The organism is Caballeronia sp. GAWG1-1, assembly GCF_023631465.1.
GTDB lineage: Bacteria > Pseudomonadota > Gammaproteobacteria > Burkholderiales > Burkholderiaceae > Caballeronia.
Window position 1 is genome coordinate 117,500 of sequence record NZ_JALQDB010000040.1, and the last position, 21,777, is coordinate 139,276.

At 61.6% G+C, this 21,777-nt stretch carries 24 protein-coding genes; 13 read left to right on the plus strand and 11 right to left on the minus strand.

Translation table 11 applies throughout. The features are described from left to right. Position 1 precedes the first annotated feature (1 nt). Positions 2 to 910, minus strand: coding sequence for an alpha/beta fold hydrolase (locus tag NCT03_RS28925; protein ID WP_502800437.1), 909 nt, complete (start codon positions 908 to 910; stop codon positions 2 to 4). A gap of 87 nt (positions 911 to 997) precedes the next feature. Here NCT03_RS28925 and NCT03_RS28930 point away from each other — a divergent pair, with 87 nt between their 5' ends. The 3 genes from NCT03_RS28930 to NCT03_RS28940 all read left to right on the plus strand — a co-directional run bounded on the left by NCT03_RS28930 (position 998) and on the right by NCT03_RS28940 (position 3,090). Next, the gene (locus NCT03_RS28930) at positions 998 to 1,384 is read left to right on the plus strand and encodes a MerR family transcriptional regulator (protein ID WP_250494848.1); all 387 of its coding nucleotides are present in this window, start codon (positions 998 to 1,000) and stop codon (positions 1,382 to 1,384) included. A 65-nt stretch (positions 1,385 to 1,449) separates the two neighbouring features. After that, positions 1,450 to 1,917, plus strand: a complete 468-nt coding sequence (gene cynS, locus NCT03_RS28935) for a cyanase (RefSeq protein ID WP_250494849.1) — start codon at positions 1,450 to 1,452, stop codon at positions 1,915 to 1,917. Between the two features lie 237 nt (positions 1,918 to 2,154). Further along, positions 2,155 to 3,090 (plus strand): LysR family transcriptional regulator, encoded by a 936-nt coding sequence (locus NCT03_RS28940; RefSeq protein WP_250494850.1) that lies wholly within the window; start codon positions 2,155 to 2,157, stop codon positions 3,088 to 3,090. 129 nt (positions 3,091 to 3,219) lie between these two features. Here the strand turns inward: NCT03_RS28940 and NCT03_RS28945 are convergent, their stop codons facing one another. From NCT03_RS28945 to NCT03_RS28975, 7 genes are all read right to left on the minus strand, one after another. Then, positions 3,220 to 4,410 (minus strand): NAD(P)/FAD-dependent oxidoreductase, encoded by a 1,191-nt coding sequence (locus NCT03_RS28945; RefSeq protein WP_250494851.1) that lies wholly within the window; start codon positions 4,408 to 4,410, stop codon positions 3,220 to 3,222. Beyond that, positions 4,407 to 4,577: a rubredoxin gene (locus NCT03_RS28950; RefSeq protein ID WP_250494852.1), complete on the minus strand. Its 171-nt coding sequence runs from the start codon at positions 4,575 to 4,577 to the stop codon at positions 4,407 to 4,409. The genes NCT03_RS28945 and NCT03_RS28950 overlap by 4 nt, the downstream gene beginning before the upstream one ends. A gap of 26 nt (positions 4,578 to 4,603) precedes the next feature. Beyond that, complete coding sequence (locus NCT03_RS28955; RefSeq protein WP_250494853.1) at positions 4,604 to 5,659, minus strand: Rieske 2Fe-2S domain-containing protein; 1,056 nt, start codon at positions 5,657 to 5,659, stop codon at positions 4,604 to 4,606. A gap of 153 nt (positions 5,660 to 5,812) precedes the next feature. Further along, positions 5,813 to 6,832, minus strand: a complete 1,020-nt coding sequence (locus tag NCT03_RS28960; RefSeq protein WP_250494854.1) for an alcohol dehydrogenase — start codon at positions 6,830 to 6,832, stop codon at positions 5,813 to 5,815. Between the two features lie 136 nt (positions 6,833 to 6,968). Further along, positions 6,969 to 7,583: a 3-isopropylmalate dehydratase small subunit gene (leuD, locus tag NCT03_RS28965; RefSeq protein WP_250494855.1), complete on the minus strand. Its 615-nt coding sequence runs from the start codon at positions 7,581 to 7,583 to the stop codon at positions 6,969 to 6,971. Next, a complete protein-coding gene (gene leuC, locus NCT03_RS28970; protein WP_250494856.1) occupies positions 7,580 to 8,998 on the minus strand; it encodes a 3-isopropylmalate dehydratase large subunit in 1,419 nt (472 codons plus the stop codon). Before leuC ends, leuD begins: the two co-directional genes overlap by 4 nt. A 4-nt stretch (positions 8,999 to 9,002) precedes the next feature. After that, entirely contained in the window at positions 9,003 to 9,881 is an 879-nt protein-coding gene (locus NCT03_RS28975; protein WP_250494857.1) for an alpha/beta fold hydrolase, read from the minus strand. 116 nt (positions 9,882 to 9,997) lie between these two features. On the opposite strand from NCT03_RS28975, the gene NCT03_RS28980 reads away from it, so the two are divergent. The 3 genes from NCT03_RS28980 to NCT03_RS28990 all read left to right on the plus strand — a co-directional run bounded on the left by NCT03_RS28980 (position 9,998) and on the right by NCT03_RS28990 (position 13,319). Continuing rightward, a complete protein-coding gene (locus tag NCT03_RS28980; RefSeq protein WP_244831649.1) occupies positions 9,998 to 10,888 on the plus strand; it encodes a LysR family transcriptional regulator in 891 nt (296 codons plus the stop codon). A 261-nt stretch (positions 10,889 to 11,149) separates the two neighbouring features. Next, the gene (locus tag NCT03_RS28985; protein WP_244831651.1) at positions 11,150 to 11,521 is read left to right on the plus strand and encodes a YciI family protein; all 372 of its coding nucleotides are present in this window, start codon (positions 11,150 to 11,152) and stop codon (positions 11,519 to 11,521) included. A 316-nt stretch (positions 11,522 to 11,837) separates the two neighbouring features. Next, a complete protein-coding gene (locus NCT03_RS28990; protein WP_250494858.1) occupies positions 11,838 to 13,319 on the plus strand; it encodes an FAD-dependent monooxygenase in 1,482 nt (493 codons plus the stop codon). A gap of 233 nt (positions 13,320 to 13,552) precedes the next feature. Here the strand turns inward: NCT03_RS28990 and NCT03_RS28995 are convergent, their stop codons facing one another. The 3 genes from NCT03_RS28995 to NCT03_RS29005 form a co-directional block, all read right to left on the minus strand. Continuing rightward, positions 13,553 to 13,882 (minus strand): YciI family protein, encoded by a 330-nt coding sequence (locus NCT03_RS28995; RefSeq protein WP_244831655.1) that lies wholly within the window; start codon positions 13,880 to 13,882, stop codon positions 13,553 to 13,555. A 261-nt stretch (positions 13,883 to 14,143) separates the two neighbouring features. Beyond that, complete coding sequence (locus NCT03_RS29000) at positions 14,144 to 15,049, minus strand: LysR family transcriptional regulator (protein WP_250494859.1); 906 nt, start codon at positions 15,047 to 15,049, stop codon at positions 14,144 to 14,146. A 79-nt stretch (positions 15,050 to 15,128) separates the two neighbouring features. Beyond that, positions 15,129 to 15,878 (minus strand): SDR family NAD(P)-dependent oxidoreductase, encoded by a 750-nt coding sequence (locus tag NCT03_RS29005; RefSeq protein WP_250469618.1) that lies wholly within the window; start codon positions 15,876 to 15,878, stop codon positions 15,129 to 15,131. A gap of 406 nt (positions 15,879 to 16,284) precedes the next feature. On the opposite strand from NCT03_RS29005, the gene NCT03_RS29010 reads away from it, so the two are divergent. From NCT03_RS29010 to NCT03_RS29040, 7 genes are all read left to right on the plus strand, one after another. After that, positions 16,285 to 16,434: an efflux RND transporter permease subunit gene (locus tag NCT03_RS29010; protein WP_250494860.1), complete on the plus strand. Its 150-nt coding sequence runs from the start codon at positions 16,285 to 16,287 to the stop codon at positions 16,432 to 16,434. A gap of 38 nt (positions 16,435 to 16,472) precedes the next feature. Beyond that, positions 16,473 to 17,003, plus strand: a complete 531-nt coding sequence (locus NCT03_RS29015) for a DUF1003 domain-containing protein (protein WP_244831662.1) — start codon at positions 16,473 to 16,475, stop codon at positions 17,001 to 17,003. 133 nt (positions 17,004 to 17,136) lie between these two features. Beyond that, positions 17,137 to 17,991, plus strand: a complete 855-nt coding sequence (locus NCT03_RS29020; RefSeq protein WP_250494861.1) for an ABC transporter ATP-binding protein — start codon at positions 17,137 to 17,139, stop codon at positions 17,989 to 17,991. Then, on the plus strand, positions 17,984 to 18,796 hold the full coding sequence (locus NCT03_RS29025) for an ABC transporter permease (RefSeq protein WP_250494862.1): 813 nt from the start codon (positions 17,984 to 17,986) through the stop codon (positions 18,794 to 18,796). Before NCT03_RS29020 ends, NCT03_RS29025 begins: the two co-directional genes overlap by 8 nt. Next, positions 18,793 to 19,773: an ABC transporter substrate-binding protein gene (locus NCT03_RS29030; RefSeq protein ID WP_250494863.1), complete on the plus strand. Its 981-nt coding sequence runs from the start codon at positions 18,793 to 18,795 to the stop codon at positions 19,771 to 19,773. The genes NCT03_RS29025 and NCT03_RS29030 overlap by 4 nt, the downstream gene beginning before the upstream one ends. A gap of 3 nt (positions 19,774 to 19,776) precedes the next feature. After that, positions 19,777 to 21,087: an amidase gene (locus NCT03_RS29035; protein WP_250494864.1), complete on the plus strand. Its 1,311-nt coding sequence runs from the start codon at positions 19,777 to 19,779 to the stop codon at positions 21,085 to 21,087. Between the two features lie 23 nt (positions 21,088 to 21,110). Continuing rightward, positions 21,111 to 21,773, plus strand: coding sequence for a GntR family transcriptional regulator (locus tag NCT03_RS29040; RefSeq protein ID WP_250494865.1), 663 nt, complete (start codon positions 21,111 to 21,113; stop codon positions 21,771 to 21,773). Positions 21,774 to 21,777: the final 4 nt, after the last annotated feature.

Genomic DNA, 21,777 nt, shown 5'->3' on the forward strand with positions numbered 1-21,777 from the left:
TTTATTTACCCGATACGGAATCGACGAACGCACCAAGATCGTTATCGAATCGCTTCGGCTCCTCGATGAACGGCGCATGGCCCGACTTCGCATACAGCACGCTCCGCAGGTTCGGGTTGATCTGACGCGCCCGCGCGATAGCCGATTGCGCCTTGACGAGCGCATCGCGCGCGCCGTAGATCAGCAGCACCGGAACATGCGCCTGACCGAGACCATCGGCGGCGGCTACGCTCATCGACTGAACGGCAGCCTGCATGTCCCACGAAGCCATCGCGGCATTGGCGAGCAGGCGCTCGAACGTGACCTTGTCCGGCTGCGTGTCGAAGCAAAGGCTCAGGAAGGTGCGCTCGCCGTCGAGATGCGTCTTGAGATCGGCCGATGTCATGTCGCGATAGACATCGGGATGCGCCACGATCTGCTCGGGCGTAAGCTCGATCACACCATCCACATACACGGCGCCCGCGATCTTGCCGTCACCATAGGCCGCCAGATAGTTCGAGATGACCGCGCCGCCGAGCGACCAGCCAACGAGCACCGGCTTCCTTGCATGCGACGTTTCGATGACTGTTGCAAGATCGTCGGCCCAGCGGCGGCCGTCGGTATAGGCATCGGCATTCGTGGGCTTGCCTGAGCGACCGTGGCCGCGCATGTCGTAAGTGATGAGACGGTAGCCCTTCAGTCGCGCGCTTTTCACCTGCGCATCCCAGTTCAGGCGGCTGCCCAGCAGTCCATGAATGAGCACGACGGCGGGGCCGTCCGGGTTGCCGGATTCCTGCACGGCGAGCGCGACGCCATCCGGTGCATTGACGGTATAACTTTTTTCTTCCGCGAACGCAGCGGGCGATACGGCGCTCAACGCGCCCGTCGCGATCAACGTGGAAATAAGGTAACGAACCATGCGAAAAGACACGATGACACTCCTCATTCATTCGAAAGTCCTGAGTCTCGCGCCTCACACTAGTGTCAGGGTCAAGCGAAAAAGTGCTAGTCTTTTTGCATGACACGATCCGCTGAACACACGCTACTGACTATAGGCGAGCTATCTCGCGAAACCGGCGCGAGCGTTCGTTCGATTCGCCACTACGACGAGCATGGCTTGCTTACTTCGGTTCGCGCGAGCAACGGCTATCGCGTGTTCCCGCACGCGGCCATCTCTCAGGTGAGGCAGATACAGCGCATGATCGCGACCGGCTTCAGCCTCGCCGATATCCTCGCGTTTCCCGACTGCATGCGCCTAATCGAAGGCGCGGTGACGTGTCCGGAGACCACCGCATTGCAACGCGAACGCCTGGTGTCGATAGAGCGTCAGATCGCCGATCTGGAACGGCGCCGCGCACGTCTGCTCAAAACCTTGAACGAAGGCGTCGTGCCGCCGCTGGATTGAGCTTTTTTGCCGTGGTCAACTGTCGGCTTGTTCAACCGACCGGCCATCCGGGCAAAGGAGTCGTCATGCAATCGCAGATTTCGCAGTTGTCGCGTTCCACGCTGACCGAACATATCGTCGATGCCAAGGCGCGCAAGGGACTCACCTACGCCGAACTCGCGGAAGGAACGAGTCTCAGCGTGCCCTACGTGACAGCCGCGCTTCTCGGCCAGCACCCGTTGCCGGAGCAAGCCGCAAAGAGCGTGGCGGACAAACTCGAACTCGGCGACGCCGCCGCCGCGCTGCTCCAGACCATTCCCCTGCGCGGCAGCATTCCGGGCAACGTGCCGACGGACCCGACCATCTACCGCTTTTATGAAATGGTGCAGGTGTATGGCACGACGTTGAAGGCGCTCGTCCACGAGCAATTCGGCGACGGCATTATCAGTGCGATCAACTTTCGTATCGACATCAAGAAGGTGGAAGATCCCGAAGGCGGATCACGCGCCGTGATCACGCTCGACGGCAAGTTCCTGCCGTACAAGCCGTTCTGATCCTTTACGTCATGGCGATGGCGCGTTGTGCACACAGCGGCGCGCCTTGCATAACCCTGCGACCATTCTCACCATAAACGCGGTGCCATGAGTCAGACGGCACAAGGCTTTCGCGGCGACATACGCGTTTGCCCCAGCGTTGACCTGCGCTATATCCGTCCGTATATTTTGCGCAGCCGGGCGCCATAACGAATCACAAGATCGCCCGCGCATCCCCCATGTCAAAGGTGACGCCGCATGATGTCCAGGGAAAGCATCGACTCCCATATGATCCGCGTTCTGCATACGCTCCTCACGGAGTCGAGCGTCTCGGGCGCCGCCAAGCTGCTCGGGCAATCGCAGCCGACTGTGAGCATTGCGCTGCGCAGGCTGCGTGAAATGACGGGTGATCCGCTTCTAGTGCGCAGCGGCAGCCGCATGGTGCCGACGAGTCATGCGCTCACGCTGATCGAGCCTGCCGCGCAGGCGCTCAGTCATATCGACGCGATCCTTCATCCCAACACCGAATTCGATCCGGCGTCGAGCAACTGCACGTTTCGAATCGGCTCGCCGGATTATCTCGATGTGTTCTTCGTGCCCGCCGTGATCGACGCGTTCCATCAAGCCGCGCCATCCGCGAAGCTCGAATTCAAGCACCTCATGATGGTCGATGGCGGCTACGAAAACGGCCTCGAAACAGGCTTGCTCGATCTCGTGATCGGCAACTGGCGCACGCCGCCCGCGCATCTGCATCTGCAACCGCTGTGTCAGGACGAACTGGTTTGCCTGATGCGCGCGAATCATCCGGTCAAGCCGGGCGAACTCACGAAGGACGCCTTCGAGAAAGCCGAGCATCTCGCTGTCACGACCTACAACACGACCGCGTGGGGCACCATCGATACGGAACTCGCGCGCAACGGTCTTACGCGCACGGTCACGACCACGCTGCCTTACTTCGGCATGGCGCCCTATGTGCTCGTGCGCTCGGACCTTATCTTCACGACGACGCGCGCGCTCGCTTCCCACTACGCGCGCCTCTTGCCTTTGAAGATGGAGCCGATTCCCGGCGCAACGCCCGCACTCACGTATTACCAGTTATGGCATGAGAGAACGCATCGCAGCGCGGCCACGCGATGGCTTCGCCGCCTCGTCACGAACGTTGCGCGCAAGCTCGCGGCCACACCCGGCGCATAAGCACCATGAAAAACGACGCCGCAAGCTTTTGGCTGCGGCGTCGAAACGTCTACCGTGCGGCATCGAAGTGACAGGTTCTTCAAGCCACCGGCAAGCGCGACGCTGGTCGGTCAGAGGCAAGCTGCGTCGTTATCGTTGTAGAGCGGACTCGAAACTTCCCGATGTCATCGCCTTGAGAAGCGCGGCCTTGGCTTGCGTGGCCGAACCCAGCAAGGCGAATCCGAGTGGCCGGCCATCGGCGGCATGTTCGCAAAGCGCGTGCAGACCGTCGAGCGATTCGTCGGATACGTTGCTTGCATAGCGCCATGTCCCGGTTTCGTCGGGCAGCACGACTACCGTTGGAGATGCGGGCGCTTTAACCGTCACCGGCATGATCGGAAACGCGACGCGCGTTGCCTCGCCCGCGAGCGTGCGGGCAAGCGCGCGTGCTGCGTGCATGATCGGCAACACATACGGCTGCACTTTTCCTTCGATAGCCGCGCAATCGCCGAGTGCGTAAATATCGGCCGCACTCGTGCGGCAATAGGCGTCCGTACGTATGCCGCCTTCTATCGCGATGCCCGCTTGTTCCGCGAGCTGCGTGCGCGGCGCGAGACCTATCGCCGATAACACGACGTCGGCATCGATTGCCTCGCCATCGGAAAGCGTGAGCGCGTAGCCGCGTTCCGCGCGATTCACCGTTGCCACCGAACGCCCGAGACGCAGCCGCACGCCATGTCGTTCGAGCGCTTGTGCAACCGCATGACCCGCGCGTTCGGGCAGTAGCCGTGACAGCGGCGTGGCCGCGGGATCGATCAGCGTGACCTTGTAATTCGCGAGCGCGAGATCGTTGGCGAACTCGCAGCCGATCAGGCCCGCGCCGAGCAGCGCGACCGACTGCGCGCCTTCGAGCCGCTTTCTGAAGCGCACGTAGTCGTCGAGCGAATTCACCGACAGCACGTCGCCTGCGCTATCGCCCGCGAGCGGAATGCGCCGCGCATCCGCGCCCAATGCGAGCACGAGCTTGCCGTAACGAAAAGATTGTCCATCGACGATGAGTTCGTGCGTATCCGCGAGAATGCGCTCCACCTTGCTGTGCGACAAAATGCTCGCGTTCAGCTGCGTGCCCATGGCGCGCGCATCGAAGGTGACGAGCGCGTGCGGCGCCTTGTTCATGGCAAGCGCGTTGGAAAGCGTCGGCTTCGAATAGAAGCTGCCGTCGTCCTCGCTGATGAGCGTGATGGGCACTTGCGCGTCGAGCTTGCGCAACTCCCGCGCCACCGTATAACCGGCGAGCCCCGTTCCCACGATAATGACCGGTAGATCCATATCGTGACTCATGCCGACACCTCCTGCATCTCGAAGTCCTGCTTGCCCGTGCCGCAATCGGGACAGAGCCAGTCGTCCGGCACGTCTTCCCAGCGCGTGCCGGCGGCAAGACCCGCTTCCGGCAAGCCCAGCGTTTCGTCATAGCGAAAGCCGCAGATCACGCATTCCCAGATTTTCATGATGCTCTCCGTATCCGCCATGGCGATCAGCGGACGTACGCCTGACCGAGACCGATCTCGGCTAGCGCGCGGCGATAGGCGCCCGAGGAACGATCCGCGAGAATCGGTGCTTCGGCGGCGCGGTCTATCGGCAGATCTTCGGGACATTGCAATTCGACGATCGCGCGATCTTCCTCGAACACCTGGCGATTGAACTCGTAGACATCATCGAGCGGCAGATCCTTGTCGAAGTTGCGCGCAATCGGCACGAACAGACGCGTCAGACGCGCGGATACCGGGCTCGCGGCGTTGAGAATCGAGAGCCGGCCGCCTTCGGGAAAGAGCACAGTGAGACGTGCAAAGAACGGCACATCCACTTCGAAGATACGGCGCCACAAGAAGCCTTCGGGCGCACGATGCTGCATCGACTTCGGAAAGTTGCTGACGGTGCTGACATACTCCGCGCGCATGCCGTTGCCGCGCCGCTCGACCGTGTAGCTCGGCACCACGGGATTGCGCCGGTCCGCGAAGCTGCGATGATGAATCCACGCGAAATGCGCGACATCGATGAAGCCTTCCGTCTGACGTCCCGCGGATGCCTTGATGTCGATCGAGGGTGGCAAGATCTGCTGGAACCCTTCGCTGTTCCATGCGGGGAAATCGGGCAGCGCTTGCTCTCCACCGCCGAGCGACACCCAGATCAGGCCATAGGCTTCCTGCACCGCGTAAGTGGTCAGGCGCAGACGGTCGGGAATCGTGCCGCCTTCCTGCGACGGAATATGCTTGCACTTGCCGTCCGCACCGTATTCGAGGCCGTGATAAGGACACACGAGATGGCCGTTCTCGACCCAGCCTTGACTCAGCGGCGCTCCGCGATGCGGACACACATCGCGCGCGGCGACGAGTGCATCGTTCGCACGAAACACGACGAGCGGCTCATCGAGCAGCGTGACGCTCAACGGTTTGTCCGCAACCTGCGAAGCAAACGCGACCGGATGCCAGTATTGGCTGAGGATTTGCCAGTCGTGCGGATCGAAAGTGCAATTGCGTGGAAGATTGGGCGCGCGCCGAAACGTCAGCGGCGCGACGGTGGGGGTCGCCATTTTCGTGTCTCCAAGGAACTGGATCGTGTTGAAGCGGCCGGGATGGATTCGACCGCATGAACACTACGATAGCGACGTGCTACATGTCGCCCAATGGTTCGGGCGACATTGACTCTATGTTCGTTGGTCAATGAAACGATGCTTCGGCGGAGGTCACTTGCCAGGAATGAGCACTACTCTGAAACGCGCCTTGCCGCTCATCATGCGGTCGTAGGCTTCGGCCGCGCGCGAGAGCGGGTACTCTTCGGTCATCGGCTTCACGCCCGACAAAGCGCTGAACGCGAGCGTTTCCTGCGAGTCCGCCGCCGTGCCGGACGGCCAGCCTTGCACCGAGTTGCGACCCATGATGAACTGCGCGACGGGCACTTCCAGGGGCTCTTGCGAGATGCCGACCATGATCAGCTTGCCGTTGATGCCGAGCCCGCCGATAGCCGCGCTCATCGCCTTGCCGCTCGTGGCGGTGGCGAGAATTACGCGTGCGCCGCCGAGTGCTTGCAGCGTTTCGCCGACGTTTTGCGATTCGCTGTCGATATAGTGATGCGCGCCGAGTTGCTTCGCGAGCGGTTCCTTGTCCTTGCCGCGCGCGATGGCGACCGTGACGAAGCCCATCTTGCGCGCGAACTGCACGCCGAGATGCCCGAGTCCGCCGATGCCGAGGATCGCCGCGACATCGCCCGCGCGGGTGCCGCTATTGCGCAGCGCGTTGAACGTCGTGATGCCGGCGCAGAGAAGCGGCGCGGCGTCGATATCGGAGAGATCGTCGGGCATGCGCGCGAGTGCTTCCTGCGGCGCCACCATGTATTCCGCGTAACCGCCGTCGTAGCTGATACCGGGAACGAGCGCGTTCTTGCAAAGCACGAAGTCGCCGTGACGGCAATTTTCGCAATGCCCGCAATGCCCGCCATGCCAACCGACGCCGACCCGCTGCCCGGCCTGCCATCCCTCGACGTTCGCACCGAGTTTCTCGATGACGCCTGCAATTTCGTGACCGGGTACGCGCGGAAACTCGAGACCCGGCCATTGGCCTTCTTTCGTGAGGGAATCGCTGTGGCAGATGCCACAGGCTTGCACTTTGATGAGCACGTGTCCTTCGGGCGGATCGGGTATGTCGCGTTCCACGAGTTCGAGCGGACCGCCGGCTTTCGCTACTTGCACTGCGTGCATCGTTGGCATCGTTTGCTCCTTGGTGTGGGAGGAACTTCGCGGCGTTGGGCGAGCCGCGTGCATGCTGTTCGGCACTGCAATGGGGATGCTATACGTAGTTGGGGGAAAGTTCAGGAAAGAGGTTGCTAAAGCGCGCTTCATGAATTCACATCACCCGCGCCCATCCCCGTCGTCCAAAATGCGCCGTCTCGAACGCGTCGATCTGCGCCAGCGACTGAAGCGTCAAATCGACCGTATCCATTCCTTCCATCACCATGCGTTTCTGACGCGCGCCGATGGAATACGCATATCGCTTACCCGATGCCGACACCACCGTCTGCCCTTCCAGATCGATGGAAATAACAGCACCCGGCGTCTCGGTCACTTCACGCGCAAGCATATCGACGACATCGCGTTCCAGTTGCACGAGCAGCAAGCGGTTATTCATCGCGTTCGAATAGAAAATCTCCGCGAAACTCGGCGCAATCACCGCAGCAAAACCATATTGCTGCAAACCCCACACCGCATGCTCCCGGCTGGAACCACATCCGAAATTCGCGCCGCCAATCAGAATGCGCGCCTTTGCAAACTCCGCCCGATTGAGCACGCAATCCCCACGCGGCGCGCCGTTTTCATCGAAACGCAAGTCGTACAGCAAACCATCCGCTAGACCCGCCTTGTCGATAATGCGCAGAAACTGCTTCGGCATGATCTGGTCGGTATCCAGGTTGTCGATGGACAACGGCGCCGCGCTGCCTGCAATCTTCGTCAGTCGCGTCATGATGCCTCTCCCATGAGCGTTCGAACGTCGGTGATACAGCCGGTCATCGCGGCCGCGGCCGCCATTGCCGGGCTCATCAGATGCGTGCGGCCGCCACGTCCCTGTCGACCTTCGAAGTTGCGGTTGGTGGTCGATGCGCAACGCTCGCCCGCGTCCAGCACATCGTCGTTCATGGCAAGGCACATCGAGCAGCCAGGCTCGCGCCATTCGAAACCCGCATCGATCAGCGTCTTCGCCAGACCTTCACGCTCCGCCGCGCGTCGCACGCTGCCCGAACCCGGCACGATCATCGCGCGCACGCCGGGCGCCACGCGCTTGCCGCGCACGATGTCCGCCACCACGCGCAGGTCTTCGATACGCCCATTCGTGCACGAGCCGATAAACACACGGTCGATCGGCGTTCCCGCCAACGCACGGTTCGCCGTGAGCCCCATGTAATCGAGCGCACGTCGCAACGATGCCGCCGCTTCGGGAGTGGCCTGCGCGGCTTCGTCGGGAATGGGCTCGTCTATCGCGACGGCCTGATCCGGACTCGTGCCCCATGTGACAAAAGGTGCGATGGCATGCGCGTCGAAGCGATATTCGGCATCGAAGGTCGCATCTGCGTCGGAGTAGAGTTCGCGCCAGTCCGCGAGTGCGGCTTGCCAGGCGGCCTCATCGAGTGATTTTGCATGGGTGCGCACATAGTCGAACGTGGTCCGATCCGGCGGGATGAGCGCGGCGCGCGCGCCCGCCTCGACGGTCATGTTGCACAAGGTCATGCGCGCCTCGGCCGACAGCGACGCAATGGTCGAACCACCGAACTCGACAGCATAGCCACGCGCGCCTTGTGCGCCGATCTGGCTGATGATCCAGATCACCACGTCCTTGGACGACGTGCCGTAAGGCAGCGCGCCATCGATATCGATGCGCATGGTTTTCGCCAGCCGATAGACGAGCGTCTGCGTGGCGAGCACATGCTCCACTTCCGATGTGCCAATTCCAAAGCCCAACGCGCCAAGCGCGCCGTATGTCGTGGTGTGACTGTCACCGCACAACACGACCATGCCCGGACGAATGAGCCCGAGTTCCGGCGCCACGATGTGTTCGATACCCTGCAAGGGATCATTGGCCGCGAGAAGCCGGATGCCCGCGCGCTCGCAATTGCGCGCGAGATTTTGCGCCTGCAAATACGACGCTTCATCGCGAATCACGCGCGGCGACTCGGCGTGCGTCGGAATGATGTGGCTCACGACCGCAAGCTGCTGATGCGGGCGTCGCACCGCGCGGCCACGCGCATCGAGCGCGCTGAACGCTTGCGGACTGGTGTACTCGTTCATCAGATGCAGATCGACATAGAGCAGCACATTCTGTTCGTCGATACGCGAGACGAGGTGAGAATCGACGAGCTTCTGGTACAGGGTTCGGTTCGACATGGCGTTAGTTGGTCAGAAAGGGCAGGACGTGCTCGAGCAAGATCGCCGGCGCTTCCTCGGGAATGTAGTGGCCGCAAGGCAGCGCCTCGCCCTCGACTTGCGGCGCATAAGCACGCCATTCGCGCAGCGGATCGAAGCATTGTTCGATGACGCCCTCCTCACCCCATAGCGCCATGAATGGGCATTCAATTCGCTCGTTCGAAGCCAGCGTCGCGCGGTCATGTTCGAGGTCGATGCTCACGCTCGCGCGATAGTCCTCGCAAATGCCATGCGCCGTGGCGGGATCGGACAAGCAGCGCAGATACTCGGCGTAAGCCTCTGCCGTGAACGGCGCGAGACCCGCGCTGCGCGCGCCGATGGTCTGCCTGAGATACAGGTCCGGGTCCGCGCGAATGAGCGTTTCCGGAAATGGCGCGGGCCGCACGAGCATGAACCAGTGCCAGTAGGCACGCGCGAAATCGAACGAGGTCTGCTCGTACATGGCGAGCGTCGGCGCCACGTCGAGCGTGACCAGACGCGTCACGACAGCCGGATGATCCAGCGCCATGCGAGCCGCGACACGCCCGCCACGGTCATGTCCGATGACCGCGAACGACGCATGGCCCAATGCGCGCATCAGCCCGACCTGATCGAGCGCCATGCGGCGCTTCGAATAATTCGAGTGATCGGGCGCGCCTGCGGGTTTGTCGCTGTCGCCATAGCCGCGCAAGTCGGCGGCGATCACCGTGAAATGCTCGGCGAGTGCCGGCGCCACTTCGTGCCAAATCGCGTGCGTCTGCGGATGCCCGTGCAGTAGCAGCAACGCGGGGCCTTGGCCGCCCTTGATCGCGTGAATCCTGATGCCATCGACGGAAATCGATAGCTCATCGAAGCCTTCGAACATGGTTGTCTCCCAACGTTGATTCGAGTCTAATTGATGCCTTAAGAGATTGGGTTTCCGCGAAAGCATTTCGGTCGTAACCGGCAGGAACGAATCAGGCAGATTTGGAGCGACGCGAGATGGATGGCTTTTCTGACCTCAACCTGTTTGCGCTTGTGGCGCGGCATCGCAATCTGGCTGCGGCGGCGCGCGAGTTGGGTGTGACGCCGCCAGCCGTGAGCAAGCGGCTCGCGCAACTGGAGCGGCGTCTGGGCGTGCGCCTGATGAATCGCACGACGCGGCGTCTGAGCCTCACGCCCGAGGGCGAGTTGTACCTGTCGAACGGCTCGCGCATTCTCGATGAGCTCTCGGAACTCGAACAGCTCGTCACGCAAAGTCGCGGCGAACCGACTGGTCTTCTGCGTGTGAACGCGTCGTTTGGATTCGGGCGGGCGCGTATAGCGCCTGCGGTGTCGGAGTTCATTGCGCGCTATCCGGCGATGAAGATCGTCCTGCATCTGACGGACCGTCCGGTGAGTCTTCAGGAAGAAGGTTTCGATGTCGGCATCCGCTTCGGCGAAGTGCCGGACGCGCGCATCAACGCGCGTCTGCTGCTGGCGAATCGGCGCATCTTGTGTGCATCGCCGGCTTACGTCGCGCGGCATGGCCGACCATCGGCGCCGCATGATCTCGCGCGTCACGCGTGCATCGTGTTGCGCGAAAACGAGTCGGCTTACGGCACGTGGCATTTCTCGCGCGGCAAGCGCACGGAGACGGTCAAGGTCGATGGCTCGTTATCGAGCAACGACGGCAGCGCGGTGTTGCAGTGGGCGCTGGACGGTCGCGGCATCGCGACGCGCTCGCAATGGGAGATAGACGAACATCTCGCGCGCGGTGAGCTCGTTTCCTTGCTCGATGAATGGGCTTTGCCGGACGCGAACATTCACGCCATTTACCTCGAACGCAATCAGCTTTCGGTCAAGCTCAGGACGTTCGTGGAATTTTTGGGGGAGTATTTGCGCGGGGCGTGATAGTCGTTTGAGCTTACCGTAGCGGCACATCTTCCGGCCAAATGATTTAGAGCGGCTTGGAATTTGGGTCCCGAATTCGTATCGGCCCGCTGGCCAGGGCCGGTTGCCCCGTCATTCGTTCGATGCGAACCTTGGCTTTGTTGACCGCATCTGGACTTGCTCATCGGTGAAGCGGTTTGATTGAGCGCAATTGGTACACCGCCGTTGTCGATTTCCGCTCAACAAATTCGTCGTCAGTAAACCTCATCAAAAGGATTTGCCATGAAATACCTCGGCCTCGCCTACTTCACCCCCGAAAAGTTCGCCGCGATGACACCGGACGAAATCAAGGCGCTAGTGAGTCAATGCCCGGCATTGGACGAGAAGATGCGTGCCACCGGCAAGGTCGTGGTTTCCGCCTCGCTCGGCGATCTGGAAAACTGGAAGACGCTTCGCCCACTTGGTGGCACGACGCGCGTTACCGACGGGCCTTACACCGAAGCGAAGGAAGTGGTGGGAGGCATGTTCATCATCGAGGCAGATAGCCCTGACGAGGCGGTGCGCATCGCGTCCATGCATCCGGCCGCGACATTGGGCGAAGAAGGCGGATGGGCCGTGGAGCTTATTCCCCTGGATTTTTATCTGGCGCCATGAGTTGAACTGCTACGCGGCGCTATTGCTCCGCAATGCCGTGACCCTTACCGCAGACAAAAACCGGAAAAAACGTTTTCCATATACGTCAAGCTTTCGTTCATCTTCAGGTTTTCTCGAGGCTGCCGTAAGCGTTGCAATGACTGCTCTTTCGTCATCGCACTCTTGGTCTAAGCGCGCGGAGCCTGCCGTTGCTCCCCGACCGATAGCGGACGATCAAGAAGGCGCGGACATGGACGTCATGCTCGTACTCGCGCCACGGCGCCTATCCTGAAGACTCCGACTGAATCGCTCAATTCTTTGCTTTGAGAGGACGTATATGACTGCTTCCGTTCTGATCGTTGGCGCCGGTCCAGTCGGCATGACGCTCGCCTCCGAACTCGCCCGCTACGGTGTCCACGCGCGCATCGTAGACAAGGCGCCGCACCGTACCGATAAATCCAAAGCCATGGTGCTTTGGAGCAGGACGCTCGAACTGCTCGACCGGGGCGAAGGCGGCGCCGCGCCGTTCGTGAACGCAGGATTCAAGATCGACGGCGTCGTCTTCATGGCGCAGGACGAGGTGGTCGGTCGGGTTGCAATGGACATGATCCCCAGCACGCACAACTATGCGCTGGCACTGCCGCAATCCGAGACCGAGCGTTTGCTGGAGGAGCGTCTGGCGAGCCAAGGCGTATCTATCGAGCGCGGCGTCGAAGTAACGATGATCACGCCCGATGCCTCTGGCGCGGATGCGGTGTTGCGCCATCCGGACGGCCGCGAAGAGGCCGTGCGTGCCGACTGGCTGCTTGGTTGCGATGGCGCGCACAGCATCGTAAGACACGCCTTGAACGTGCCTTTCGAGGGGGAAACGCTGCTGAGCGATTGGTTCCTTGCTGACGTTCACATGACGGGGTATCCGCGCCCTGACACGGACGCTTCTGTCCACTGGCATAAGGATGGCGTCTTGCTGATTTTTCCCATCCAGGCTGGCCGTTACCGCGTCATCGGCGACTTGCCGGCGACGGCGGATAAGGTTCCACCGACGCCAACGCTCGCACAAGTGCAGCAGCTCGTAGACCGGCGCGGCCCGGCCGGTACCAAACTCCACGATCCCGTATGGTTGTCCGGCTTTCGCATCAACGGTCGCAAGGTCACGGGCTATCGACACGGCCACACGTTCCTTGCGGGCGACGCGGCGCATATTCACAGTCCCGCTGGCGGCCAAGGCATGAACACTGGCATGCAGGATGCGATCAACCTTGCCTGGAAACTTGCACTCGTGCTGCGCAACGAAGCGGACGAGTCGCTCCTCGACACCTACAGCCCGGAGCGCAGCGCGGTTGGCGACGAGGTACTGAAAGCCGCGGAACGACTGACATCGGTCGCCACGCTTCGCAACCCGATTGCACAGCGTTTGCGCAACCTTGCCGGGCACTTTGCCTTGGGCTTCTCGCATTTCACCCGTGGCGTTGCTCAAACCATGTCGGAAGTGACGGTCCACTATCCGCATAGCCCGCTCAACGGCCCATCCGTGCATGGGATGAAGCCTGGCGAACGCGTTGCGCCGACGTCCGACCACGCACCAGCAGGTTCAGGCGTGCGGCCGGTATTCGCGCTGTTCGCGGCGCCGACTGCGGCAGTGAAGCAGTTGATCAACGCCTATCCGGGCCTGCTCGACGACAACGTCCGACCACCATTGCAAGCCGACACGATCTCGCTCGTGCGGCCCGATGGATATCTCGCCTGCTCGGCTAGTGAAGCAGATACGATAGCCGCGTATCTCGATCGTTTGACGGCACGGCATGGCGTTCCTGCCTGATCCGTTCGTCGCTTGATCGGGGGAGAAGCATTCTCCAGCATTAAACGGCTTGCCGCGAGTGGTGGCGGCAAGCTAGCTGCATGTTGCTTGACAGCCGTTCGCTGAACACTGCACGAAAACGCCGGCTTCTCGCAAAGGTTGCGAATAAGTCATTCACAGCCTCATACCGTGTTACTGCTCACCAAGCGCACGCCAAATCAACGCTCGCCCGGCAGCATCGCTAAATGCGTTGGCTAATCGTGGAACGGAACCCAGAGCATTTTTACATCGACGTTGAGCATGCCCGACTGTACTGTCGGATCATCGGTTGCTATTTTTCGGGCATCCGCAAGATCAGCAGCCTTGAAAATCGTCATGCCGCCGTCCGCCAGAACACCGGAGAGACCGCCGGCTTTCTCCATGAACGGACCGCTCATCACGGTCAGCCCTTTGTCCTGCATCTCGGCCATATAAGCCACGTGTTTCATGAAGTCCGGTTGCTCGTTGTACTTCACGCTTTGAATCCACTTCGGACCCGGCGTTTGAAACGCCACGAAATAATGAGGACCATTTTCATCGACCATTTTCTACTCCTGGGAAGGCTATTCGAAAGAGCACTTGTCACTAAGACGTGATGCGTTGCCGGAGCAAGTCATCGGAAAGTGCCTGAAGGGGAGGAGTTCGGCGAATGACGCCTCGACTCCGACATCTGCCTGTCGCCGTATATTCTTTCGCGGCGGCTTGAAATCAAAGATAGTCTCGCGCGGACGCTTTCGGTAGAGGGCGTGTTGGCATAGGACGTATTCAGTCTCCGAATAGCGTCGCTTGCACTATCCACACGAGAGTTATCGAACCTTCAACCGGGGATCGGCGGCGAACAGGTCCGCTAAAAATTCGATGAAAACGCGGGTCCTGCCAGGCAACTGCCTGCTTCCGGGCCACACTGCGTTGATCGGAAAAGGCGCGGGCCGAAATGCCTTGAGAAGCGGTACGAGCCTGCCCTCCTCGACGTCCCGCGAATAAAGCCAGCCTGCGTTATGCCCAATGCCCAAGCCCGCAATTACCGCCGCTCGAACATATTCGGCGTCGTTGCTTCTTACTGGACCTTGCGGCACGTGTTCCATCGCGCCGTCGGGGCCGGCAAACGGCCAGACTCGCGGAGAGTCGCGAGACATCAAAGCAATGCATTCGTGATTGACGAGATCATCTACCGTCTTTGGCACGCCCATGCGATCGGTATAAACCGGCGAAGCGACAGTAAGGTACTCGGTGCTGCCAATTCGACGCACAATTTGAGTCGAGTCGCTCAGCGGACCAATTCGTATGGCGACGTCGATGCCTTCTTCAATCAGATTGATGTAGCGCTGCGCAACCGTGAACTCGACGCGGACGTCCGGGAACTGAGCGCAAAAGCGCGGCAGGTGCGGAACAATGCACATACGCCCAAAGGCTGGAGACAGGGCAACCCGCACCATGCCGGACGGCGACGCTTCGCCACTGCCGACGCGAGCCTCGACATCGTCCACGCTCTCGACGATCGCAACCGCACCTTCGTAGAAGCTTTGGCCCGCCTCTGTCAGGCCCAGGCCTCGCGAGCTTCGGCGCAACAGTTGCGCGCCGAGCCGTGCTTCGAGACCCGCAATCGTCTTGCTTGCCGTTGGCTGACTGATCCCGGCCGCACGCGCCGCCTTCGAGAAGTTGCCAGTGTCGGCAACACGGATGAAGAGCCGCATGACATCGATTCGATCCACTGCAACTTTCCTCCTACGATATAAACGCCGCGGGACGAACGAGAAACGCAAGGCATCAGCACGGCTTATGGCATGCAGTTTATAGCTGGGTGATTCCTCCGTCCGCGATCAGATCGATGCCTGTGCTGTAGCTGCTTTCGTCCGAGGCGAGGAACAGCGCCGCCGCGGCGATCTCGTCAGCGCGGCCGATTCGGCCCAGTGGCGTGATCTGCTTGAACATTGCTCGTGCGCCGTCCGCCTCTTCCTTCGAACTGAACAGGCCGTCTACGATCGGCGTTTCGATCATTCCCGGACTCAGCGTGTTGACGCGAATGCCGCGGCCTTTGAATTCCGATGCCCAAGTCCGCGTGAACGAGCGGATCGCCGCCTTCGTTGCGGCATATACGCCGAAGTCCGGGAATCCCTTGATGTGCATCCCGGAAGAAACGATGACGATGGAGCTGTTATCGCGCAGCAGCGGCAGCGCCTTTTGCACCGTGAAGAACGTGCCCCGTGCGTTGATGCCGAAGGTCTTGTCGAAGTGTTCGGGTGTCACGGACTCTGTTGGCAACACCTCGACAAACCCCGCACTCGCGACGACGATGTCCAAGCCGCCTTTCGCGCGTCGCACCGTCTCGTAGAGGCGGTCGAGATCTTCAAGACTCGAGATGTCGCCCTGAACAGCCGTTACGTTCGAGCCGATGACAGTCTTCGCCTTGTCGAGTTCAGTTTGACGACGCCCCGTAATGAAGACATACGCGCCTTCCGCGACGAACCGCTTTGCGGTTGCGAGTCCAATCCCGCTACTTCCGCCCGTGATGACCGCAATCTTGCCTTGAAGCTTACCCATGATGATTCTCCGAATGATGTGGATGGTGCTCGACGCGAAGCTAGCTTCGCGACAAGCCGAGGCAAGAGAATGGAGTTGGCGGGCATGGATGAACAGAGGGGGCGGCGGCGTAGCACGTATGCCGCGCAGGCATGAGGTACAGGGAGACTCGAAGGACGGCAAGGGCCTATGTTTTGAGTTGGACGAATCTCGACGGTTTCCGCCCGCGCATCGGGGCCGATTAAACACGAGCGCGTAGAAAGCAGCCGACCGCCGCTCATAAAGAACCTCCAACGCGCGCCCACCGTGCGAATCGGCAACGACCGTGCGCCTTACGGAAATTGCCGCCTTCAAAAGCCCTAAGCTTCGTTCAACCCAACCGCACGCCGGCGCGCCAGTGCGTCACTCGAAACCATTGGAAACCGTCATGCGGATCGTCCGACTCGCCTTGAAAAGACCGCACACTTACATCGTGCTCGCCGTGCTGCTTATCATTCTCGGCTCGGTCGCGATCGTCCGTACGCCGACGGATATTTTCCCCATCGTCAGCATCGGCTGGTCGGATAACGGCAGTTGATACGGCAAACGCCTGCACCAACCCATCGGCAAGGAAACATGGCTCACGCAACCGAACCCGCGCCCGAGGAAGCAAGGCATCCTCTGCGCTTTCACGCACCCCACGCGCATCTGTCGAGCGTGTTCGGCAACGACTGGTTCGCATTGAAGGCCGAAGCCTTCGCGCGCTTCTTCGGCACGCCCACGTTTCTCATCGCGCAGACGCTGATCGTGGGCGGCTGGATCGTGGCGAACATGCTCGGCATATCGCGCTTCGATCCGTATCCGTTCATTCTCCTGAACCTCGCGTTCAGCTTGCAGGCCGCTTATGCCGCGCCGCTCATCTTGCTTGCACAAACGCGTCAGGCCGATCGCGACAAGGCGCTCGCTGAAGCCGACGCGCATCATCGCGAAGATATCGCGCTCGCGTGCCAGCAACGTGAAACCGAGCTTGCGCGCGAGACGTCGCAGATGGCCGAACTCCTTCGACGCAACACCGAACTCACCGAGCTTACGCGCCAGTTGGCCGAGCGCATCGAAACGTTGACGCGCGAGCTTCACGAGCATCTGACACCAACCCGGCACTTCTGAAGCAACCCGATTCCCGCGCGTTCGTCTGCCTGCTTTTCACACGCTCGTCAATTTTGACAAACCCCTACCGTCATTTTTGATTGTGCATTATGTGTTGTGCATCGCAATAACCGACGACTCGCGAGGATTGAAGATGAACCCCACCGAAGCACCCGCGCGTGCGGCGTCGCCCGACGCGAACCGGCTGCACGTGCGCCAGTTGAGTCACGCATTCCAGACCGCCGACGGCGTGAGCACCACCATCTTCGACCGCCTGGACTTCGCCGTGCGCGAAGGCGAGATCGTGTCTATCGTCGGGCGCAGCGGCGCGGGCAAGAGCACGCTCTTCAACCTGGTTTCGGGCCTGCTGACGCCGCAATCCGGCCACATAGCGATAGGCGCGCGCACCGACGGCTCGCCCGGACGCATCGCTTATATGCTGCAAAAAGACCTGATGATGCCGTGGCGCACCGTGCTGCAAAACGCGCTGCTCGGCGTCGAACTGTATCGCAAGGTGCGGCCCGACGACATGACTCGCGCTCGCGACATGCTCGCGCGCTACGGTCTTGCAAGCGTCGCCGACGCATATCCGCATTCGCTGTCGGGCGGCATGCGTCAACGCGTGGCGCTCACTCGCACGCTGCTCGTCGAGCCGACGCTCGTATTGCTCGACGAGCCCTTCTCCGCGCTCGACTACGAGACGCGCCTCGCGCTCGAAGACGACATCATCGCGCTGCGCGAGCAGACCGGCACGAGCGTGGTTCTCGTCACGCACGACATCGAGGAAGCCATTGCCATGAGCGACCGCGTGATCCTGCTCGGCGGGCGCCCCGCACGCGTGCAGGACGAAATCGACATCACGCTGAGCACGCACGGCCCGCGCACCGCCGTCTCCGCGCGCGAAGCGCCCGAGTTCCGCGCCTATCACGCGCGCGTCTGGAACGGCTTGCGCAGCGGCGCCACCGTGCAATCCGACTCACGTACACCACAAGGAGCCGCACATGAGTGAAGCCGTGCTGTCCACCACCGTCACGCCCGGAAAGACCACGCGCCGCGCGCCGCGCAAGCTCGGCACGACTGGCGCCGTGATCGGCATCGTCGTGTTACTGGTGGCGTTGTGGCAATTCGCCGTCGCCTCGGGCTGGATCAACGGCAAGCTGCTCGGCTCACCCGCCGGCATCTACGACGCCGCCGTGTTCGGGCTGTCGCAAGGCACGCTTGCATCCGATACCTGGGTCACGCTCTACGAGACGCTCGCGGGTCTTGCCATAGGCAGTGCGCTTGGCATCGGGCTCGGTTTGCTGCTGTGGTTTCTGCCCGCGATCTCCGGCGTCGCCGAAGGCCTCTCGGTCATCCTCAACAGCATTCCGAAGATCGCGCTCGGGCCGCTCATCGTCATCTGGTTCGGCTCGGACGCGTCGTCGAAAATCTGGCTCGCGGCGATCTCCACTTTCGCCGTCGCGATGATCTCTTCATGCGCCGCCGCGCGCGAAGTCGATCGCGATTTACTCAACCTCTTCCGCTCGTTCAAGGCGCGGCGCACGATGATCTTCATGAAGCTCATCGTGCCGAGCGCGTTGCCGTGGATCTTCTCGACACTGCGCGTGAACATCGGCTTCGCGCTGATCGGCGCCGTGGTCGGCGAGTACATCGCGTCGCAGGCGGGGCTCGGGCACGCCGTGTTCGTCGCGGGCTCGCTCTTCGATCTGAACACCGTCTGGCTCGGCATCATCGTGCTGACCTTGATGGCATCGGTTCTTAGCTGGATCGTTCAATTTGCCGAAGCAAAGATCATTTCATGGAAGAGAAAATGAAGAAAAACGTTCTGCTCACGGGTGTCGCGGCTGCCTGCATGGCCGTCTTTGGATTGCAAGGCGCGCAGGCGCAATCGTCCGAACCGGTCGTCGTCTATCAGGCGTTCCAGTCGATTCAATACTTGCCGCTCTATGTCGCCATCGACAAGGGCATCTTCACGAAGAACGGCCTCACCGTGCAGAAAATCACGGCGGGTAGCGGCGCAGCGGGCGTGGCGGCGGTGATCGGCGGTCACGCGGACTTCTCGTTGCAAGACCCGATGACCGCGATGCTTGCAAACCTAAAGGGCGCGTCGCTCATCAACGTGGCCAACGTCGTGGCCGGCGTGCCGGTGTGGGTGATCGCGCCGCAGGATTCGCCGGTCAGGAATCTGAAGGACTTGAACGGCAAGAGCGTCGCCACGGCCTTGCCGCCTTCTACGAGCACATACCTGCTGCAACGGCTCATCAACGACGAAAAGCTTGCCGACGTGAAGATGAATACCGTGCAGATCGGCACCGAACTCGCGCCTGTCACGGCGGGACGTTCGGAAGCGGCAGCGCTGTACATGCCGCAAGCGGAAACCGGCATCTCGCAAGGCTATCGCATCGTGTATGCGTTTCCGAAGGCTTATCCGGGCGGCTATGCGTTCTCGACCCTCGACACGCTTACGTCCACGATCAAGAACAAGCCGAAGATGGTGGAGGCCTTCGTGAAGTCGATAGGCGAAGCCGAAGCGCTGATTCAGCAATCGCACGATACGGCCAAGGCCGTGGCGCGCACGGAGTTCCCGTCGCTCGACCCGAAGATCGTGGATTCGGCGGTGCAGCGTCTGATCGATCAGAACATCTACGCACCCACGCCTGAAATATCGGAACAGGCGTTCAAGAACGCGCTCGCGTTGCAGGAATCCATCGGCAACATCAAGCCCGGCGCGATTACCTATGCGGGCGGCGTCGACAACTCGTTCGCGGCAGCTTCGGTGAAGGCCAAGTAAGCGATGACCGATCAGCCTCGCTCATTGCTCGCGACTCTCTTCGCCAATCGCCACGACGAAGCGGCGGTGAGCGCCACCTTGCAAGAGGCGCAGACGCGCGCCGACTTGCTCGATCCGTGGCTGCGCGCCTTCGTGCATCGTCCGGATGTTTATAGCGTGCGCGATGCCGTAACGGCCCCGCTTGCGGGCGTGCCAATCGGCGTGAAGGATCTCGCCGATACGCACGACATGCCCACGTCCTATGGTTCGGCGATTTACAGCGGCCATCGGCCGGCTCATGACGCGCGCATCGTCGCTTCCATTCGCGCGCTCGGCGGCATCGTCTTCGGCAAGACCGCGACGACGGAGTTCGCCTGGCGCGGTCCCGCCGCGACGGTCAATCCGTGGAACCGCGCGCATACGCCGGGCGGTTCGTCGAGCGGCTCGGCGGCGGCGGTGGCAGCGGGCATCGTGCCGCTTGCCATCGGCACGCAGACGGTCGGCTCGGTCATTCGTCCGGCTGCTTATTGCGGCGTGGTCGGCTACAAGCCCACGTATCGCAAGATCGCGACCGAAGGCGTGCATCCGCTTGCGGCTTCGCTCGATCACATCGGCTTCTTCGCGCGCTCGGCGGAAGATGTCGCGGTAGCCCATGCGCTTTTCGTCGATGCCGCGCCCGAGACCATCGCCGATAAAGCCTCCTGGCGCGCCTATTTCGATGGCGGCAACGGAGCGCCCCGGCTTGGCGTCGTACGCACGCCGTTCTGGGACCAACTGATCGCGCCGCATCAACGCGCGAGCTTCGAGGCATCGCTGCAACGTCTGCGCGAAGGCGGCGCGCGTATCGTCGAACTGGACTACGGCGCGGACCTGCAACAGATGCGCGAAGCCACGCTGACGATACTCGCGATCGAAGCGCATCGCGCTATTGGCGACGCGGCCGCGCGCAAGCCCGAACTGATCAGCGAGCACATGCGCGCATTGCTTGCCGAGAGTGCCGCCATGCCGCTCACACGCTATCAGGACGCGTTGCTGTTGCAAGCCGAACTGCGCGTGCGTTCGCAGCAATTGCTCGAAGGTTGCGACGCGCTCGTAACCTTGCCATCGAGCGGCGCGGCGCCCGAAGGTCTGGGCGATACGGGCGACGCACGCTTCTGCGCGCCGTGGAGTTTGATGGGTGCGCCCGCCGTCACGGTGCCGTCCGGTTGGACCGATGCGGGCTTGCCGCTCGGCTTGCAACTCGTCGGCGGATATGGCGACGATCTGAAGCTGCTCCGCATCGCTGCATCGGTCGAAGGCATGCTCGGGTTCGAGCGACGCGCGCTGCCCGACTGAACACACAAATCAAGGAGACGACGTTGAGCCAGCCATTTCGCACCATCGCGCAATATGTTCTCGGCACGCTGCGCGCGGAAATCTTGCAGGGTATTTATCCGCCGAACACGCGGCTTCGCCAGGAGGAAGTGGCCAAGCGGCTCAACGTCAGCACGACGCCTGTGCGCGAGGCGTTTCGCGACTTGCGCGCCGAAGGGCTCGTCGCTATCGATCCGAACAAGGGTGTCGTCACGCGTGAACTCACTGCCGCCGATGTCACCGAAATCTACGAACTGCGCATGGTGCTCGAACCGATGCTCGCCGAACGTGCCTGCGCCAACGCAAGCGAAACGAGTCTTGCCGCCGCCGAAGCCGTGCATCAGACGATGTGCGCGACGACCTCTTCCGAGACCTGGGCCATTCTCAACGAAGAGTTCCATCAGCATCTGATGGCGAGCGAAACCGGCACGCGCCTTTTCGATCTAGCCGAAGGGTTGTCGCTCGTCGCACGGCCTTATGTGTCGCTGTCGATGTACGTCAAGGGCGATATCATGGACAGCAACAATCACGAGCACGCGGGCTTGCTGCATGCCTACCGCGCGCGCGATGGCCGCGCCGTGCACGAACAGACACGCGCGCACCTCGAAAACACGCGCAATGCCATAGCTGCGTGCGTCGAACAATCTTTCGCCCAAGCGGCGGCCTGACCGA